Annotated in this window: 14 protein-coding genes; 7 read left to right on the forward strand and 7 right to left on the reverse strand. The window is 53.9% G+C overall.

Features of this window, described 5'->3' with window-relative positions; all coding sequences use genetic code 11:
- Positions 1-186 precede the first annotated feature (186 nt).
- The 5 genes from RC85_RS20085 to RC85_RS20105 all read right to left on the reverse strand — a co-directional run bounded on the left by RC85_RS20085 (position 187) and on the right by RC85_RS20105 (position 6,496).
- Positions 187-2,103 carry a sodium/solute symporter gene (locus RC85_RS20085; RefSeq protein WP_068266121.1) on the reverse strand — a complete coding sequence of 639 codons (1,917 nt, stop codon included), beginning with the start codon at positions 2,101-2,103 and terminating at the stop codon, positions 187-189.
- Positions 2,100-2,381, reverse strand: coding sequence for a DUF485 domain-containing protein (locus RC85_RS20090; protein ID WP_068266136.1), 282 nt, complete (start codon positions 2,379-2,381; stop codon positions 2,100-2,102). Before RC85_RS20090 ends, RC85_RS20085 begins: the two co-directional genes overlap by 4 nt.
- Positions 2,382-2,686: 305 nt before the next feature.
- On the reverse strand, positions 2,687-4,540 hold the full coding sequence (locus RC85_RS20095) for a S8 family serine peptidase (protein ID WP_068266123.1): 1,854 nt from the start codon (positions 4,538-4,540) through the stop codon (positions 2,687-2,689).
- 93 nt (positions 4,541-4,633) lie between these two features.
- Positions 4,634-5,998, reverse strand: coding sequence for a site-2 protease family protein (locus RC85_RS20100; RefSeq protein ID WP_068266125.1), 1,365 nt, complete (start codon positions 5,996-5,998; stop codon positions 4,634-4,636).
- Positions 5,999-6,244: 246 nt separating this feature from the next.
- Positions 6,245-6,496, reverse strand: coding sequence for a hypothetical protein (locus tag RC85_RS20105; protein WP_068266126.1), 252 nt, complete (start codon positions 6,494-6,496; stop codon positions 6,245-6,247).
- 61 nt (positions 6,497-6,557) lie between these two features.
- Here RC85_RS20105 and RC85_RS20110 point away from each other — a divergent pair, with 61 nt between their 5' ends.
- On the forward strand, positions 6,558-7,178 hold the full coding sequence (locus tag RC85_RS20110; RefSeq protein ID WP_068266127.1) for a hypothetical protein: 621 nt from the start codon (positions 6,558-6,560) through the stop codon (positions 7,176-7,178).
- Positions 7,179-7,191: 13 nt separating this feature from the next.
- Here the strand turns inward: RC85_RS20110 and RC85_RS20115 are convergent, their stop codons facing one another.
- Positions 7,192-8,475: an esterase-like activity of phytase family protein gene (locus RC85_RS20115; RefSeq protein ID WP_084422874.1), complete on the reverse strand. Its 1,284-nt coding sequence runs from the start codon at positions 8,473-8,475 to the stop codon at positions 7,192-7,194.
- Positions 8,472-9,551, reverse strand: coding sequence for a DUF1559 domain-containing protein (locus RC85_RS20120; protein WP_084422875.1), 1,080 nt, complete (start codon positions 9,549-9,551; stop codon positions 8,472-8,474). The genes RC85_RS20115 and RC85_RS20120 overlap by 4 nt, the downstream gene beginning before the upstream one ends.
- Positions 9,552-9,792: 241 nt before the next feature.
- Here RC85_RS20120 and RC85_RS20125 point away from each other — a divergent pair, with 241 nt between their 5' ends.
- The 6 genes from RC85_RS20125 (at position 9,793) to RC85_RS20150 (ending at position 18,588) form a co-directional block, all read left to right on the forward strand.
- A complete protein-coding gene (locus RC85_RS20125; RefSeq protein WP_068266129.1) occupies positions 9,793-11,100 on the forward strand; it encodes an O-acetylhomoserine aminocarboxypropyltransferase/cysteine synthase family protein in 1,308 nt (435 codons plus the stop codon).
- Positions 11,097-12,857 (forward strand): homoserine O-acetyltransferase MetX, encoded by a 1,761-nt coding sequence (gene metX, locus RC85_RS20130; protein ID WP_084422876.1) that lies wholly within the window; start codon positions 11,097-11,099, stop codon positions 12,855-12,857. Before RC85_RS20125 ends, metX begins: the two co-directional genes overlap by 4 nt.
- A gap of 443 nt (positions 12,858-13,300) precedes the next feature.
- Complete coding sequence (locus RC85_RS20135) at positions 13,301-14,314, forward strand: esterase/lipase family protein (RefSeq protein ID WP_235033410.1); 1,014 nt, start codon at positions 13,301-13,303, stop codon at positions 14,312-14,314.
- A 168-nt stretch (positions 14,315-14,482) separates the two neighbouring features.
- Complete coding sequence (locus RC85_RS20140) at positions 14,483-15,595, forward strand: PDDEXK nuclease domain-containing protein (RefSeq protein WP_068266133.1); 1,113 nt, start codon at positions 14,483-14,485, stop codon at positions 15,593-15,595.
- Positions 15,588-17,543: a hypothetical protein gene (locus tag RC85_RS20145; protein ID WP_068266135.1), complete on the forward strand. Its 1,956-nt coding sequence runs from the start codon at positions 15,588-15,590 to the stop codon at positions 17,541-17,543. Before RC85_RS20140 ends, RC85_RS20145 begins: the two co-directional genes overlap by 8 nt.
- Positions 17,544-17,676: 133 nt before the next feature.
- Positions 17,677-18,588: a TerC family protein gene (locus RC85_RS20150; RefSeq protein WP_235033411.1), complete on the forward strand. Its 912-nt coding sequence runs from the start codon at positions 17,677-17,679 to the stop codon at positions 18,586-18,588.
- The last annotated feature ends 146 nt before the right edge of the window (positions 18,589-18,734 follow it).

Below are 18,734 nucleotides of genomic sequence, written 5' to 3' on the forward strand. Positions count from 1 at the left end.
GACAAGCCCGCAACGGAAATCGATCGAGTTGCCTCCTACGATTCGAATGGCCGCATTGGACTGAAAGCGGAACAAATTCTTAATTGCAAAATACTATGTCAATACCAAAGATGTAGCGGCCCAGGCATCGCCCCGCGCGTTCGGGCCAGCACAACACGCGGGGCGATGCCCACGCGGCTAAACGAACTAACCAATCGCTGGCTTGGGCTGCGACCACAGCGAAACCACAACCAGCGTTAAGAATGCCAACGGAATCGTGACGATCCCAGGTTGGCTGAACGGAGCGATCGCGTCGGCCGGATCCCATCCGTAGACCTTCGCGTAGGTGTCCGAAGACAGCAAAATCCACCCCAGCGAAGACATTGCGCCCATCACAACGCTGGCAATGATCCCCTCCTTGGTCGTTCGCTTCCAAAACAGCAGCATGACAAGCGCCGGTAAGTTCGCACTCGCTGCAATGCTAAAAGCCCAACCGACCAAGTAGCTAACGTTCAATTCCTTGAACAAGATTCCCAAGATGATTGCGATGATCCCCACGACGACTGCCGCCAATTTCGCAACCCGCACCTGAGCCTCACCGCTAAGTTTGATGCCAAGCACTCCGCCGATCAAATCATGAGCCACCGCACCACTGCTGGCCAAAATCAAACCGCTAACCGTTCCCAGCACCGTGGTGAACGCGATCGCTGATATGATCGCGAACAGCAATGGGCTTAAACTGCGAGCCAACAACGGCGCAGCCATATTATTATCGCTCAGATCCATCGCACCGCTGGTCATCGCGCCCAGCCCCAAGTACATCGTCAACACGTAAAAGAATCCAATCGTTGCAATGCCGACGATCGTGCTCTTGCGAGCCGCCGCGCCATCCTTGACGGTGTAGTATCGAATCAAAATGTGAGGCAAAGATGCAGTCCCACAGAACAACGCCAGCATCAAGGAAAGGAAATTGATTTTGTCGATCGTGTTGTCCCCTCGGATGCCCGCGAACTTGGGATGTTCACCTGGACGTAGCACTCGTGTTCCATCGGTCGGTTTTTGAAAGTACACCGTTGATTTCGAGCCATCATCATGAACGACGGTCTCATTGCCCCACAAAACCAGTTCACTGTCACGAATCGTGTTGAAGAATTCAATCGGCCCCAACGGTCCCGTTTGCTCTTGGCCATCGGGCAGTTTTGAAACGTGGCCCACGGGCCTGAGTTGTTTTTGATCTGCGTCAGTACCAATCGGTGAACCATCGACCAATCGCTGGCCATCAGTCGTGCGTATCACCTGAGCTTCGCGTAACAGAACGTTGTCGGTTCCATCAACCGATTCAACACGAAACAGATCAAAACCTGATGCCCCGGCTTTACGCAATCGAATGTAGTCTTGGTCTTGCCATCCATCATCGGCCGGCATGACTTTTCGATCTTCGCTAACAAATCCAGCCAGCGAATCGCGAGCGACCGGACCGAGTGTCTCGAAAGCGTCTGGCTTGGCATTCAGGCCTTTTCCCAACACCATCACGACCAAGATCCCGCTGAACAAGACCAACAGCGAGCCTTTCAAAAACTGAACCCATGTCGTTGAAACCATCCCCGCGGTGACAACGATCATGATCACGACCACGCCGACCATCACCACGCCAACCCAGTGCGGATACCCAAGCAAAGGCTGAATCAGAACGCCCGCGCCGACCATTTGTGGGATCAGATAAAAAATGCTAACCACCAACGTGCTAATCCCAGCGGCCGCCTTGATACCGGGCGAATTGAACTTGGCATCCAAGGCATCGGCGAACGTGAATTTCCCAAGCCGTTTCATTGGCTCGGCAATCACAAACAAGGCAACAATCCAGCCAGCCAAGTAACCGATCGAATACAGAAACCCGTCGTAGCCGTAGGTTGCGATCATTCCGCAAATGCCCAGGAACGAAGCCGCGGACAAGTAGTCGCCCGCGAATGCCACTCCGTTGACCGCCCATGGAATCTGGCCATGTGCCGCAAAGTACCCCGCCGACGACTTTGCTTTGCGGCCCAGGAAAAAACTAAGGCCAACTGTAAAGACAACGAAAAGAATAAAGACAATGACTGCCAAAGGAGCTGGATCGTAAATCATTGAACGTCTTCCTGACTTGGGGGCGTTGTTTCAGTTTTGCAAAGCAATCCGTAGGCCATCGCCAACACGAATGCCGCAAAGATCAGCCCAAATCCGTAGACGATCGCCAAGTTCAATCCAGCGACTACGGTGATCTCCATCATGTCAGTCGCCAACGCGCTGATCAGGACAAAGCCAAGATACAGCAGCGAATAAAACGCAAACAGAATCAAGCCCAGCCGAGTGTTAAATCGCCGCTGAGGAGACGCAGGCGAAAACTGTGAGTCTTCCATATTCATCAATGACCCGATGCGTGAAAAGCAAGGTGTGGTATCCAACCAGGCCAATGATCATTGCTTCGAACTTTAACGAACAGCAACTTTCGGAATCTGCGTTGATGCCAGCCTGGCCAAACAGTCTAACAGGTTCAGACGCCTAGCACGCGCAGGATACGGGCACGCGAAAACAAGTGTTAGTTCGTTTAGCCGCGTGGGCATCGCCCGGCGCGGTTCGTTCAGCGTAGACGCGCGGGGCGATGCCCACGCGGTTAAACAATTTAGAAACCCTTAACGGCGTTGGGGATCACTCGTCAAAGTGATCTTGGTCACACCTTCGCCTGCTCAGGAATTGATGAAACAGTCATTGACTGGAAAGACGAAACGAAAGCTTCAAAAGAAGAATCGTTTGGGCTAGCGTCGTCAGCGGACGGTTCGAGATCAGCGATCGGCGTCGTCGAAGTCTGACTAGCAGCAAGCTGAAATGATTCCAAAGCCGCGTCGTTCGCATCTTGCGGATGAAGAGACTGCGGAATCAAGTCATCGGTGATCGATGTGTCTTCGTTTGCGGAATGAGACGCTTGGGCGTTGCTGGATCCTGCGATCGCTCGATAATCAAAGGATGTCCCGTCGATCCCAGTGGTTCTAAGTCTTCCGGAATCGATGCGGTTACTGTTACCCGAGCCACCTGCCAAGCGTGACGAAGCATTGCTGCTTCCACCAAATCCTGCTGCGGCATAGCCCACCGTGGTCTGCGCGGTAACGGATCCGACGGCATCCGAACCAACCGCACGGCCAACGGTACCGGACGCTAACAGAGCTCTCAATTCGGGGCTGGTCAGATCCGGGTTCGCCGACAACGTCAATGCGGCCAAGCCAGCGACATGCGGCGCGGCCATGCTGGTCCCGCTTAGCGTCGCATAACGGCCGCCAACATACGTGCTGTAGATGCCGACTCCCGGCGCATCGACTTGCACGGACTGGCTTGAACCGACGTCGTTACTGAATCCCGCCAAACGCCCTGACGACGAATAGGCACCGACGGAAATCACGTTGTCATCCGTTGCACTAAACCGAGCCGGAAAACCAGGCACGGCCGACGATTCGTTGCCCGCTGCCGCAACGATGAACGAGCCTAACGCGCGAGCGTAATCGATTGCTGAATCGATCGCACGGCTATAACCACCGCCCAGGCTAAGGTTGATAATGTCCGCGCCCAGGTCCGCTGCATAGCGAATGCCTGCGGCGACATCCAAGGTGCTGCCAGCACCACTTGCACCAAGCACGCGTACAGGCAAGATCGTCGCGCCCGGTGCAACGCCTGTTGCCCCAAAACCATTGTTGCCCGCAGCAATCGTTCCCGCCACATGCGTGCCATGTCCACCAACGTCGTTGGGATCGGCGTCACCGTCGGCAAAGTCAAAACCGTTGACATCATCAACGAACCCATTGCCGTCGTCATCAATTCCATTGCCCGCAATTTCGCCTGCGTTGACGAAGATGTTGCTGGACAAATCTGGGTGATCTAAATCGACGCCGGTATCGACCACCGCCACCAAAACTCCTTGGCCGGTGTAACCCGCTGCCCAAGATTCGGGTGCTCCCACCGCATTCAAATTCCAATCGCGTGATCCACCAAAGTAGCCAACGTCTTGCAAAGTCGTTCCTGCACCGGGTGCAAGCGGCGGTGTTGCATCCGCGAGATCTGGCGGCGTTTCGGGTTGCAATTCTGCAGAGATCGTCAATCGATAACGAGACGACCAAAACGAACGAGTGGCCACGGTCACGAAGTACTCGCCCGCATCGAGCGATTCACTAATCAGTTCACTTTGCGTACCAAAACGTGTCGAGCGTCCCAGCACGTTTCCTGAACTGTCAGACAAGTAGAGGTTGGCATCTCGGTTCAGACCGGACAGTTGCAATTGAACTTCGGCGTCCCGATCAACCGTAAACGCAATCGTATCGACTCGATCAAAGAAGCCCAGCGATCCTGCCAACCGAATGGTGCCGTCAACCGAACCCACGTTCGCGGAGGTCGCGCGGGTCGATCCCGCATCGGCAGCCGAAACACCAAGTGTCGAGAATTCGGCGGCTTCGTCCATCGATGTCGAAGAACACTCCCCAACATTGCCTGCCAACAAACGACGACCTTCCAGTGATTCCAGTCTCGGTGTTCGACGCATGAATCCATCCCATTGGTGCGGAAGAGCGGTAAAGACAATTTCGGAGCTGGTATTGTATGCCGAAATTAAATAAGCGAACTCATAAAATTCAGCTCAAGACCGCTGATCAAAGTGCGTCGTCGCTGGATCATTGTTTGCGGGAGCATCCGACGAGATTTGAATCGCAGATCGCTGGATCATCGTGTCCAGGTCGAGTGTGCCCACCAGGGCTCCGCTTTCGTCAACGACGGGAATCTGGCGATGGTGTTTTCCGACTTGGGCGATCGCTTCCTGCAATGCTTGTTCTGCCCGCACCGGGCCAAAACTTTTTCGATGATCGACCATCTCACCAGCCGTCGTTGATGGATCCACGCCGGATTCAATTTGGGTCGTCAGGTCTCGCAACGACAACACACCAACCACCGTTCCCGCAATCGAAACCACTGGAACGCTCGTCAAAGGAATCGATTGCCAACGACGCTGCAACTCGCTGATATTCAAATCCATTGAAAACGCAGAAGTGTCTCGCAACATCACTTGCCCCACGGTCAGTCCGCTTACTGATTCCATCAAATCAACTTGCCTCGCTTCACCAAGTCCCGAATAGGCGATGAACGCAGCGATGAACAATGGAAACAGCAGCGGTGGATCACTTTGGATCGCAAAAAATCCCATCAACACCGCAATCACAACTCCGACTCGCGAAGCAATCCGCGTTGCCGTGCGATAATTGATGCTCATCGCAAGCACCGCCCGAAAGACTCGGCCGCCATCCATCGGAAAAGCGGGGATCATGTTAAAAGCCACCAACACTAGATTGACGATCAACAACAGAACTCCATAGCCGGTCCATGACGGCTGGTTGAACAGATCTAACAGCATGTCCCGAGTCTCGTCCGTCATCGGTTCTTGCAAGACCATTGCGTAAGTCCCGATCGCTCGCAGTAGCGCCGGGTCCACCAAAATCGCCAATGTGATCGCCAGCAAGATGGCGATGACAATGTTCACGGCGGGACCAGCAATCGCGACGATGAATTCCTGCCAAGGGATGCGTGGCATCTTCTTCAACCGCGCGACGCCGCCGATCGGCAATAGCGTGATATCAGCGGTGGAAATGCCGTACATTCTCGCGGCCATCGCATGCCCGTATTCGTGCAGCGTCACGCACAGAAAAACACCAAACAATTGAGCGATCGAAAAAAGCATCTGCTGCGGTCCGGCATGCATGACCTGCAATGAAACATAAATCACGGCCAGCGAAAATGACCAATGAACGAACAGTGGAATCCCAGCATAGGTTCCAAGTTTCAACCGATAATTCAGCAGGCTTTCGGGCAAGTCAGACTCGGAACAAAGAAAATACGGGTTCAATCGGTAAGCACTGATTCTACCGTACCCGATTGATCGCCGGTGCCGAACCCGATAGGGGAGCAGGTCAGCGCCGTGAAGGGTTTCTAAACCGTTTAACCGCGTGGGCATCGCCCCGCGCGTTCGGGGCGGCGCGACGCGCGGGGCGATGCCCACGCGGCTAAACGAACCAACACGTGTTTTCCGGGACCAAAACCCTTCGCGGCGTTGGGAGGAGGTGGTGGGGCCCCTGACTGGCAAACTTTTGTAGGCCGTAGCGAGTGAAGCGAGTTACGGCAGGGTTCTGCGGCGATGCCGTAACTCGCTCCGCTCGCTACGGCCTACTTTTGATTAACGCAAATGCCCTCTTGGCGATCGTTACCGAAAGACCTCAACCGCACGTACTTTGCAGGAATCTCCGCGATAGTCCACCGTGTCGCCGACGGCCAATTCACGCAAGTCAGGCTTGTCTTCGCAAATCAACACGGGAAACGGATCGTTATCCACGGCAGCAATCACAAACCGACCGCCTTCCAGGCAAATGATCAGCGATTCGCAATCGGCACGCGACACCGCTTGGCTTGTCGCCGCGATGTTGCGTGTGGTCGTGTTGGGGGCATGTTCAATCATGGCGTCATGGTAGAAAACAGGTTTGACAAGTCCGGTCCATTGAACGGTCCATGCAACCAGAATGCTTACAAAAATCCCGATCCCGTCCGCGGTTGATGCTCGTGAAATTCCACCTTGGGTTCGCGAAGCTATCCAACGTGACGAACATCGTATCGAAGCGTTTCAAGATCAATGGGACCGACCACAAATCGAACAGTTTGTCGCTGCGGATTTTTGCCACGTCTATCAATCGCTCGATTGGATCTTAGAAACCCAACTGACGATCGGCAAACGATTTTTAGAATGGGGCTGCGGCTTCGCAGTCGTCACGGCACTCGCAAGCTCGCTGCAGCTTGACGCGATTGGCATCGAGGCGGAATCAGAATTGATTCGTCACGGCCGCGAGACACTTCGGCATTGGGACCGAGGCGGCGAACTGATCGAAGGGAACTTTTTGCCCGCCGGTTCTGAATCGTTGGCCGATGATCCGTGGCTGCCCAGCGTCGGTCACGCCGCCGCGCCGGCCTACGAAAAGCTTGGATTGGACTTAGACGATTTCGCAATCGTGTATTCGTATCCATGGCCAGGCGAAGATGATTTTCACGAGGCCGTTTTTGAGGCCAGCGCTGTCCCGGGCGCATTACTTCTGATGTTCTGCGGCCCCAACGACCTGCGACTGTATCGTCGCAGGCCTAATCGCTAACAGCTCGCAAAAACTAGTTGATCGCGAAACACGCGATGTAGGATTTTCGACTGGGATCAAAATCGTTGTCCCAGCAAACCCACAATGTTCGCCGACCGTCTTCCAGTGGCGGTCCCCAGGTCAGGCCTTCAGGCTTTTCGGCCGTTGCGGCATCCCCTAGTTCGTTTTCCAGATCCATCAAATCAATAAGAAGTCTTTTGCTTACTGGCTTGATCGGATCGGACTGTTTCAGGTTATCAGACTGGCTCAGTGGCAGCGAATCCACCTTGGAAATTTCGCTCGCGTTACGCAAGTCAGCAAGATAGATTCGCTTGACCTTTGCTTTTTTGCCTGTCTTGCCATCGCGTTCTAACACCAGCATTCGATTTTCGTCCAAGGCCAGCAATTCGCTGATGCCCGACTTCCGACTGGCCATTGGGTAAGCCACTTCGGCTGTCCGCTTACCGTCACGATCAAACGCAATCCAACGAGTGAAATCGCCACGACACCGTCCACCCACCAATTCGCCGTCTTGAAGCAAACTGCTTTGGTACGAAGCCCAAACGGTTGATCCCGACGGCGTCACCGCCAAGCCTTCTAGGCCCTTGTTGTCATAACACCCAATGGCCTGATTCTTTGAACTGTCTTTGTCTAACAATTCAGCTTCAGACATTTTGCATCGAGTGCGGGACGTCGGTAACTGCCACTGCGTTTCAAGCTGGCCGTCGATATTGAAGCTGCCGATATTGGGGCCGTATTCATCGCTGATCAACCAGCCATTTCCCCAGCGGCGAATGCCTTCGGGGTCCATGGCGTGCCAGGGTTGATCGCGTGTTTGCGAACGATCAACGATGGCGGTGGTGTTCGACCCGTCAAGTTGAACTCCATCGATCGCCTTCAGCAAAACGGTTTCAATCCAATCGGCCTGAATCGTTTTGCCTTCTCGCTTGATTTGCAGATCGACGAACTGCATTCGGCATGGGAAGGATACGGCTCCATCGCCCGCACCTCGGTCGGCCAGGACCGCGAAGCGATTTCCTTTACCCGTATATTCGATCGCCGAAAAGCCACCCAAACGATTCGACGGTGATTGATCTTCCAATCCGTCCGCAAGGCCGCTCAGATCGACATCGTCACCTGCAAATTCGACCTTGCCAATGAACTCGACCGACAAAGGTTTATCTGAAACGGTTTTGATCGACGGCTTGACCGCATTGGCGACTCCACAAGACAAAAGCCCTGCAAAGATTGAAACGGTGAAGGTTGAAACGGTGAAGGTGAAACCCAAAGTTGTCTTCTTTTTATTTGAAATTTTCATTCTTCTTCGATGACCTCCCGACCTTGCTTGGTTGCCAGAGCTGCCATCAGCAGCCCGTCGATACTTTCGTTCATAAATTGGACCGATCCGTCACAGCGAAGCGACATTGCGCCGCCGGGATGGAACGAATACATCTCACCGTCGTTGGTGGCATTCATCACCGCGGAACCACGAACGTTGACATCGTAGGGCGCGCTCTTGTCGGTCTTGTTTGCCAAGCCGGTGATTGGGTCAGCAAAGTCCAAGCTAATGCTGTCTTGGTGATCGGCCCAACCCCAGCCTTCTTCGACAAAGAAAGTCCCCGACCAAACTTCGCCTCCATCGGGGTTTTGGCCAAGCCTTCCGTTGATGTAAAGCTCTGGGCGACCAGCGTCTTCGACCAACATCAAGGTATTGGACAGGCCGTCAAGAATTTCGCTTAACCGAATGCCGCGGCCAACGACTCGTGGGTCTTTGTGATCTTTGGAGTACAGTGCCCCAGGAAGTTGTCGTTGAATCCGGCCTGGCATTTCAGAATTGTTAACGGTCCAGCAACTGCGACGAATGTTATTGATCGCGGCGTAATCGCTTGAACCAAATCGCGGCGACCCGTAATCGATATCACGCTCTTCCATAATCGCAGTCGTCGGCATCGTTCGTTCCGAGGGTGCGGTGGGACACAAAAACGCTGGAACGCTCTTCTCAGTTGCCGGAAGATTGTCAGGATGCGACCAAGTCAAGTTGGTTTGGTAGTCTTCAAACAAAGCAGTCTGTTCGAGGTAAGGCAACAACATCACTTGCCATCCCGCTTCAAAGTCTGGCGTTTTGATGTTCACGCGGCTGGCGGGGAAACCTCGATACACGCTGGCGTAGTTGTGCATCGCCAAGCCGATTTGTTTCAGATTGTTGCTGCAGCTCATTCGGCGAGCCGCTTCTCGTGCCGCTTGCACTGCTGGCAAAAGCAATCCAACCAAGACGCCAATGATCGCAATGACCACCAACAGCTCGACGAGTGTGAAAGCTCTGCGACTAGACCTTCGGGTGACGCAAATCCCCGCGTCACTGCCTGCCGAAGGATGCCTGTTCGATCGAAACATCTGGATTCATTCCCGTGAGTGATTGATTCGTCAGTGAGGGGGGAATATAGGGACACCGATCTCGAAAATAGTGAAGGTCATGCGTCGATCTGATTAAGATTCCGTGAAGGTTCTGGAAAGGCATTTACCCGCCCGGAATTCGCATCAAAACCGGATCAAATCAGCATGGTGCTCGGGAGCTTGTTTGGGCGTTAGAATGCCAGACGGCTGTAGAACACCCCTAAATCTTCAGGAAAACCTAATGACCGACACCTACAAACCCGGCACCCAGGCATTGCACGCTGGACATGCACCCGATTCAGACACAAACAGCCGTGCCGTGCCGATCTATGCGACATCCAGCTTCACGTTCAATGACACCGATCACGCTGCGGCATTATTTGGGCTGACTGAATTCGGCAACATCTACAGCCGGTTGATGAACCCCACCGTTGATGTGCTGGAAAAGCGTTTGGCTGCACTCGAAGGCGGCGTGACGGGGCTGTGCTTTGCGTCGGGACAAGCGGCAATCAGTGCTGCGGTTCTAACGCTGGCTCACAGCGGCCAAAACATCATCAGCAGCACGTCGCTGTACGGCGGAACATGGACGCTGTTCACGCAAACGCTAAAACAGATGGGCATCGAAGTTCGCTTCTTTGATCCCGATCAACCTGAAAAGATTCACGAGTTGGTCGATGAGAACACGCGTCTGGTTTACATGGAAAGCATCGGCAATCCAAAGAACGACGTTCCTGATTTCAAGGCCATCGCTGACGCAGCACATTCCGCGCCGCATGGAGCGATTCCGGTGCTTTGTGACAACACAACGATGACGCCAATGTTGTTGAAGCCGTTCGAGCATGGAATCGATATCGTGATCTACAGCACGACAAAGTTCCTGGGCGGACACGGCGTTCACATCGGTGGCGCGATCGTCGACAGCGGCAATTTCAAGTGGGCAGACCAACCGGAAAAGTGGCCCGAGTTCTGTGCTCCGTCGCCGTCGTATCATGGCGCGGTCTTCGAGGAACATTTGCGTCCGATGGGTAACATCGCGTACCTGCTGCACATCCGAACGCATTGGCTGCGTGATACCGGTGCGGCAATGAGCCCCTTTGCGGCATTCCTATTCATCATGGGAATTGAAACGCTGCATTTGCGTATGCCACGACACTGCGAAAACGCCTTGGCTGTCGCAAAGCACCTGGAAGCACACGATGCAGTCGAATGGGTCAACTTCCCCGGATTGGAATCACACAAAGATTACAAACGCGGTCAGAAGTACCTGCCCAACGGCCAGGGTGCGATCATGGGATTCGGCATCAAGGGCGGAATGGAAGCGGGCAAGAAGTTCATCAATTCCTGCAAGCTGTGTTCGCACCTCGCAAACATTGGCGACGCGAAAACACTGGTGATTCACCCCGCCAGCACGACGCACCAACAGTTGTCCGATGCCGAACAAACTCAAGCCGGCGTCAAGCCTGAATACATCCGTGTGTCCGTTGGGATTGAAGACGTGGGCGACATCATCGCTGATTTGGATCAGGCGCTTGCTGCGGCGACTGCATGACCGACTCGTTTTCCAGCACTGATGACCTTCGATCGGCAACCAAACTGCGGCACGCAAAAAGTGTTTGCTTTGCCGGCCCGATCGAACTTGAACTTGGCGGTCGATTGCCCGAGGTGACTTGCGCGTATGAAACGTGGGGAACCTTGGACGACGACGGATCCAATGCGGTGCTGGTGTGTCATGCCATTTCAGGCGATTCGCACGCTGCCCGGCATGACGCGGATGATGACCTGGGTTGGTGGGAAGATCTAATCGGCCCAGGCAAAGCGATTGACACCGATCGTTTTTTTGTCGTTTGTCCCAACGTGCTTGGCGGATGCCGCGGCACGACCGGACCGGGCGAAATCGATCCGACGACCGATCCGCCACGACCCTACGGCGCGGAATTCCCGCGAATCACCGTGGCGGACATGGTCGATGTTCAGCGTCGGTTGGCGGACCATTTGGGGATCCAATCTTGGCGAGCCGTTGTCGGCGGATCACTGGGCGGGCACCAAGCAATGACCTGGGTGACCCGGCATCCAAAATCAGTTCGCTTATGCGTCGTGATCGCTTCCTCGCCGCGGCTAACCAGTCAAGCACTCGGGTTCGATGTGATCGCCCGCAATGCGATCCAAACCGACCCGCATTTCTTCGACGGACAGTATTACGACCAACCGCATCGTCCAGACACCGGTTTGGCGATTGCCAGAATGCTCGGCCACATCACTTATTTGTCCAGCGAAGCGATGGAGGACAAGTTTGATCCCGATCGCCACGATCCACGTCAGATTGCGTCCAGTTTTGAACAACGTTTCAGCGTCGGTTCGTACCTGGCGCATCAGGGCGAAAAATTTACCACTCGATTTGACGCCAACAGCTACGTCACCTTGTCGATGGCGATGGATTTGTTTGACCTCGGTGCAAATCGGCTGCAGTTGATGGAGACGTTTGACGAATCGGATGCTGATTTCTTGATCGTCAGTTTCAGCAGCGATTGGTTGTTCACGCCGCGTCAATCACAAGACATTGTCGCGGCGCTGGCGATGCTGCATAAACGCGTCACCTACGCCGAAATTACTTCGACGGCCGGCCATGACGCTTTCTTGGTCAATCAAGACATTCAACAATTCGCACCGATCATCGAAGCCAGGCTCGGCAAAACAGATTCATCAAAACCGGTTTTGTCGCCGGTCGAAGAATTGATCCTGTCACAGATTCCGCCTGGTGCTTCGGTCTTGGACCTAGGCTGCGGCGACGGGAGCCTGCTTGCATCGCTGCGTGACCGGAACCACTGCGACTTGGTCGGTGTCGAAGTCGCGCAGGCCAGCATCGTGAAAGCAGCCAGTCGCGGACTTGATGTCATTGACTATGACCTGAACCATGGACTGCCCGCTTTTACCGACAAGCAATTCGACTTTGTAATCTTGAGTGCGACGTTGCAGGCGGTGTCCAACGTGGCTGAGTTGTTTGATGAAATGTTGCGTGTCGGAAAGCTGGTGATTGTCAGTTTCCCCAACTTTGCTTACCGAACGCTACGCGAAGCCTATGTCGAGCGAGGCCGATCGCCTCGCGCGCCCGGTCAGTTCAATTATTCTTGGTACGACACCCCCAACCGCCGCTTTCCCAGCATCGCTGATGTGCTGGATCTGTGTCGTGATAAGGAAATTCAGGTTCGGAAAGAACTGTACTTTGATTCCGCGACACAGAAAGAAATCTCGCCTGACAATGACCCCAATTTGAATGCGGAAACGGCGATTTTGGTGATTTCAAAATAGGAACGCGTTTTCCGCGAAGAAAACCGAGCCATTGGGCACTTAAGAGTGATGGAACAAAAAGCCTACACTTCTCCCTTCGGGACGTCGCATGAAATACTGCACGGTTAGTCCCGGAGGGCCGGAAGCCCACTGCCGGGTGCGCGAGCACCCGGATGGCTGCCACCCACATCATTTCTCTGGCTCGGAGGTTCAACGCCGCCATCCGGGGATTTACATCCCCGGCACAGGGCTTCCGGCCCTCCGGGACTATTCACAAACATTCCGATCGCACAGCGGTCTACGACTATTTGCATTTATCCGTTCGACGTCCCTCGGTATGAGTGACGACACCCATCGGGCAGTAATGAATACGGCCTGACCCGCTGCGTGGTGGCGAGAAGTGTTCAAAAAGCCTACGCAAAGAATTTGGAAAACCAATGAAACGCCCAACTCAGAAAACGCTCATGATTGCTTCGCTTGTTGCACTGGTAGCGGCGGCATCGTCTCAGCACCTCACCGCTCAATTTTCAGGTCAATCGGATCAAGGAACTTTCATGGGAAATGGATTAAACGTTCCGCTGAAAACCACTGGCGGCACCCAGTTGTGGACCGACTTTGCCGATCGCGATGGACACCGAATCCAACAAAATGCTTTGACCGGCCACTGGCGTTTGCTCAATGACAGCGACGTTCGCCAAGCCTGGGGATCACGCGATGCCTGCGAATCAAAGTTGAATGAATTGTGTCCGGTAAAAGATCAGGCACAGGCGACTCACACGGTCGTCTTGCTGCACGGCTTGATGCGAACGCGTCACTGCATGAAGCCGCTGGCGCAATTGATTGAATCGCAATTGATTGAATCGCAGTTGATTGAAAACGAAATTGATGGGCAGGATCAGAACCGCACTGTTCGCACCATTCGTTTTTCCTACGCCAGCACACGCGGTTCGATCGGCGATCATGCAGCAGCATTGCGATCGGTGCTTGAATCGCAACCCAAATCGACGCGGTTTAGTTTTGTTGGTCACAGCATGGGCAATATCATTGTTCGTCATTTGATCGGCGATTTGAAACGAGAGGGTGACCCAACCGGAATCCTGCCGCGTTGCCAATCGATGGTCATGCTTGGACCGCCCAATCAAGGTGCCGCGATTGCTCGGCGGTTGGCTCCGACAAAGCTGTATGGCTGGATCACTGGCACGGGCGGTTTGGAACTTGGACCGCAATGGGAAACGTTTTCGGGTAACCTGGCGACACCGGATTTCCCGTTCCTAATCATTGCCGGTGACGTGTCGGCCAACACCCTGCAAAACCCGCTCGTTGACGGTTCGGGCGACTTTGTGGTCAGCGTCGATGAAGCCGCCTTGGACGGTGCCGAAGCATTAGAAACATTCCCCGTCCTGCACAGCTTTCTGATGAACGATCAAGCCGTGACGAAGCGAACGATCGAATTCCTTTCCTCGCATCAACCAAAGTAGTCGCTCAAGCTTCCACGAGTGGAGTGGCGGAACAGTAGACGTCATAGGCTTCCAGCCTGTGGTTCCTCTGATCATAAGCTGAAAGCCTCTATGCCACTTTGAGACAAGGAAAGGACTACGATGACTAGGACGGGAAAGGCTTCTGAACCGGAAAGATAAAGGCATCGCATGGACGAAATTTCCCATTCAAACGAATACCGCGACTGGATCGTGTCGATCAAAGGCAAAGTCCAAGCATCCCAGATCAAAGCCGCTGTGGCGATCAACTACGCGATGCTGGAACTGTATTGGTTCCTGGGCGAACAGATTATTGAACGGCAAGAAACAGCCAAGTGGGGAGACCGTTTCCTGAAGCAGATGGGCAAAGACCTATCAGCCGAATTCCCTGAAATAAAAGGTTTTTCTCGTCGAAACCTAGAATACATGCGGCAGTGGGTTCAGTTTTGGCGTCGCTTGCCCGTATTTGAGCAACAAGCTGCTGCAGGTTTGGCGATCCCAAAAGTTAATCCAATTGCGAAACAAGCTGTTTCGCAATTTGGGTCATCCGCGAAACAGCTTGTTTCGCAAATACCCTGGGGTCACAACGTTCGCCTGTTTCAACGCCTCGACGACCCCACCGACGCCCTGTTTTACCTCCAGAAAACGATCGAAAACAATTGGTCGCGTGCCGTGCTGACGCACCAAATCGAGTCCGGTTTGCACCTGCGAGAAGGCAAGGCGATCGACAATTTCGAGGCCACGTTACCGCAGCCCGAAAGTGACCTCGCCCGGCAACTGCTCCGCGATCCATACAATTTCGACTTCCTGACGCTGACCGAGCGACACAACGAACGCGAACTCGAAGACGGCCTGGTCGATCACCTGACCAAGTTCCTGCTCGAACTCGGCGCGGGCTTCGCCTTCGTTGGTCGGCAATACAAGCTCAATGTTGATGGCGATGACTACAGCATCGATTTGCTGTTTTATCATCTGCAACTCCACTGCTACATCGTGATCGACCTGAAGGTCGTCAAGTTCAAGCCCGAGTTCGCTGGCAAGATGAACTTCTACATCTCAGCCGTCGACAGTCAAGTCCGCACCGACGCCGACGGCCCGACGCTCGGAATCCTGATCTGCAAAAGCAAAAGCGACATCAAGGTCGAATACTCGCTCCGCGACCTGGCCAAACCCATCGGCGTCAGCGAGTATCAAATCACCGAACACCTGCCGGATGACCTGCGATCGTCGTTGCCGACGATTGAACAGATCGAAGCAGAGTTAGGGGAGATAGATGATGAGTGAAGAATCTGAACTTGTTCCTGAATTGCTTCGCATTGGCAAATCGATTGCGATCCTGCCGGTTATTCACGGCAGCGGACAGTTTTCGTTGACCGCTAGGCGATGGTTGCTAGAAGAAAAATTTGACTGCGTTGCTGTACCGCTACCGCCTTCGTTTGCTGATCCAGTCGAAGCAGCGGTTTTGGAATTGCCTAAACCGTCGATCGTCATCCAAAAGCCACTTACTTCGTTTGAACAACCGACGGCTTGGAGTCCCGGCGACGATAACGATCCAGATGATGAACCTGAAACAGGACCAGCCAGTTACGTCCCGATCGATCCGTGCCAAAGCGTGATCATGGCGATTCGTGCGGCAATGGGCGAACGAATCCCACGCGCCTACATCGATTTGGAAACAAACGATTTCCAGCCCTACGCAACCGCGATGCCAGATCCGTATGCGGTGCGTCAGGTTTCGCCTGAAAAGTTTGCTGCCGCCGTTCTGCCCACCATCACGCGACCGGCCGACGAACGAACACGGCAACGGATGGTTCACATGGCACGACGCCTGTGCGAACTGGAACAACGACACGAGAAAATTCTGCTGGTCACCAGCGTCTTGCATTGGCCCTGGATTCGCGAAGCTTACACTCAAATTCGCAACCCATCGGACGTCGATTTTGCTGGCTTTTCGTTTCCTGAGCACGAAGAAACCGATGCCCCTGTTCAGTTTGACGTGGACAAGCGAACGTTGATGTTTCTGTTTGGCGAATTGCCGTTCATTACCCATCTTCACGAACGAGCGCGATCAGAACTGGAAAACGACGATAATGTTCAGATCGATGGTGTCAAAGAACTGCTGTTGGCGGCGCGTGATTCCTACAAGGCTGAATTGGGAAAACGATCCCGACGCGTGACGCCGCTGTTGTTGTCAAAGTGTTTGCAGTACACGCGAAACCTGTCGTTGATCCATCGCCGGATGACGCCTGACCTAATCACGATCGTTACCGCAGCCCAACAGATCCTTGGCGATGCGTTTGCTTTGCATGTTGCCGAACGGGCGAGTGAATATCTTTATGAAAACCTTTCCATTACGTCAGAGTTCACTGAGTCGGAAACCAAAGTGACTCTTGGGATTGATCAAGCGAGGTTGCCTGATGGAGAAGTCGTTTCGTTGGTCAGTCGCTTGCCCGGCCCGCCGGTGAGTTGGACGACGCTGCAACTACAGCGACGTCCCAATGACCGAGAAAAGAACGACTGGCAGTACCGATGGAATCCCCATAGCCAATGCAGTTATCCGCCCGAAGATGATCAGATCGAAAACTTCCGCACTCGAGTGTTCGACCGCGCCAAGGCGATCATGGGGAACGATCTTGCGCGTACCGAAAAGTTCACGACCAGCGTCAAAGACGGCATCGACATTCGCGACACGCTGAGGCATTGGTACGAAAAACAGATTTACGTCAAAGTCGTTCCGCCAAGCCGGGGAACACTGGACGCATGCGTGATGCTGTTCGACAGCCCTGCGGATCCTCGCGAGTATTCCTGGCGAACGACCTGGTTTGCCGAACACAAAGACGAATCAACGCTGGCGTTCTTTGCGACCGATTTCCAAAAAGAGATGGTCGGACCGGGGATCGGCATGAGCGTTTATGGCGGCGCGATGTTCCTGTACCCGCCCGTTTCGATTCGCGACATTTGGTTGGACCGACGGTTGGACTTTACTGAAACGCTGGAAGAACGCGTGATCGCGGCGGCCTGCATGCACAGCCGAGGACGACAAATCGCAGTGTTATCTTCGCTCGCACCGGGCACCGGATTCCGCAGATTGGCTCGGCGTTACAAAAAACAATTGATCCACGTGCCCCTGAGTTCCTTTAGCGATGAACAGGTCGGCCAATTGAGAACTGTTCACGTTTTGAACGGCAGCGAAGTCCGCAGCTATGCCGAGTCGTTCATCCGTAAGGTTTGAAAAGTCGAATCAGGTCCTATCTGGTGTCTGGAAACAAGTATTGGTGCATCGTCCTACCGATGGCTTTGGCTGACGGCCAGATGCTATGCTTCGCACCACCCACGATGGCAAACCTACGCAACGGAATTAGGACATGACGGAATTACTTCAATTTGTTGGCTTGAATCTGGCATCCATCCCTTTGGCCGATGTCGGCAGCGTGGTGGGCGAAGTCGTTGATACGGCAAGCACGACGACTCCCGTTGAAAGCTTCTTCTCGGCCGCCGGGATCTTTACGCTCGGGATGTTGGTTCTGTTGCAGATTGTCTTGGGGTTCGACAACTTGCTTTACATTTCGATTGAGAGCAAACGGGTTGAGGAGAAATCACAATCCAAGGTCAGGCGGCTTGGAATCGGGCTCGCGATCATTTTCCGAATCGTGCTTTTGTTTGTCGTCGTACAAATGGTCGATCGATTGCAATCATCGATGTTTGAATGCGATACCTATTTCTGCAAGGCATCGGTTTCAGGCCACAGTTTGATCGTCTTGTTTGGCGGTGCGTTTATCTTGTGGACGGCGATTAAAGAGATCTATCACTTGCTGGCTGTCGATGACATTACTCAGGAGGGCGAAGGCGCAGCGACCAGTTCGGTTGGCCGAGCGATCGCTTTGATTGTCGCGATGAACTTGGTGTTTTCGTTTGATTCGATTCTAAGTGCGATGGCATTGACCAAGAATCTTTACATCATGGCGACCGCGATCATCATCAGCGGTTTGATGATGATTTTGTTGGCCGACCGCGTGGCCGAATTTTTGAAGAAGAATCGCATGTACGAAGTGCTTGGGTTGTTCATTCTGTTCATCGTCGGCGTGATGTTGGTGAGCGAGGGCGGTCACCTGGCTCACTTGCAATTCTTTGGCCATCACGTGATGCCGATGGCCAAGAGCACCTTCTACTTTGTGCTGGCAGTGTTGATCATCGTGGATGTGGTTCAATCCAGATACCAAAAGAAGTTGCTGGCACGCAAAGATGCGAAGGCAGCGACGGTTTCAAAACGTAGCTGATCCCACCAGGGTTCAGTCCGACGCCGTGAAGGGTTTCCAAATTGTTTAACCGCGTGGGCATCGCCCCGCGCGTCCATGCGGGGCGAAACGCGCGGGGCGAAAAGTAGCATGGCGGCCCCCCGCCGTGGACTCACCCCGCGCACTGT

This window comes from Rubripirellula obstinata, assembly GCF_001642955.1.
In the GTDB taxonomy this organism is placed as follows: domain Bacteria; phylum Planctomycetota; class Planctomycetia; order Pirellulales; family Pirellulaceae; genus Rubripirellula; species Rubripirellula obstinata.

Excerpts from the sequence above, each read along its gene's own strand:
- RC85_RS20125 (WP_068266129.1), top strand. The coding sequence starts at position 9,793 with ATGACCGACACCTACAAACCCGGCACCCAGGCATTGCACGCTGGACAT.
- RC85_RS20150 (WP_235033411.1), top strand. The coding sequence starts at position 17,677 with ATGACGGAATTACTTCAATTTGTTGGCTTGAATCTGGCATCCATCCCT.
- RC85_RS20120 (WP_084422875.1), bottom strand. The coding sequence starts at position 9,551 with ATGTTTCGATCGAACAGGCATCCTTCGGCAGGCAGTGACGCGGGGATT.
- RC85_RS20110 (WP_068266127.1), top strand. The coding sequence starts at position 6,558 with ATGCTTACAAAAATCCCGATCCCGTCCGCGGTTGATGCTCGTGAAATT.
- RC85_RS20140 (WP_068266133.1), top strand. The coding sequence starts at position 14,483 with ATGGACGAAATTTCCCATTCAAACGAATACCGCGACTGGATCGTGTCG.
- RC85_RS20100 (WP_068266125.1), bottom strand. The coding sequence starts at position 5,998 with ATGCCCACGCGGTTAAACGGTTTAGAAACCCTTCACGGCGCTGACCTG.
- metX (WP_084422876.1), top strand. The coding sequence starts at position 11,097 with ATGACCGACTCGTTTTCCAGCACTGATGACCTTCGATCGGCAACCAAA.
- RC85_RS20085 (WP_068266121.1), bottom strand. The coding sequence starts at position 2,103 with ATGATTTACGATCCAGCTCCTTTGGCAGTCATTGTCTTTATTCTTTTC.
- RC85_RS20135 (WP_235033410.1), top strand. The coding sequence starts at position 13,301 with ATGATTGCTTCGCTTGTTGCACTGGTAGCGGCGGCATCGTCTCAGCAC.
- RC85_RS20090 (WP_068266136.1), bottom strand. The coding sequence starts at position 2,381 with ATGAATATGGAAGACTCACAGTTTTCGCCTGCGTCTCCTCAGCGGCGA.
- RC85_RS20105 (WP_068266126.1), bottom strand. The coding sequence starts at position 6,496 with ATGATTGAACATGCCCCCAACACGACCACACGCAACATCGCGGCGACA.
- RC85_RS20115 (WP_084422874.1), bottom strand. The coding sequence starts at position 8,475 with ATGAAAATTTCAAATAAAAAGAAGACAACTTTGGGTTTCACCTTCACC.
- RC85_RS20145 (WP_068266135.1), top strand. The coding sequence starts at position 15,588 with ATGAGTGAAGAATCTGAACTTGTTCCTGAATTGCTTCGCATTGGCAAA.
- RC85_RS20095 (WP_068266123.1), bottom strand. The coding sequence starts at position 4,540 with ATGCGTCGAACACCGAGACTGGAATCACTGGAAGGTCGTCGTTTGTTG.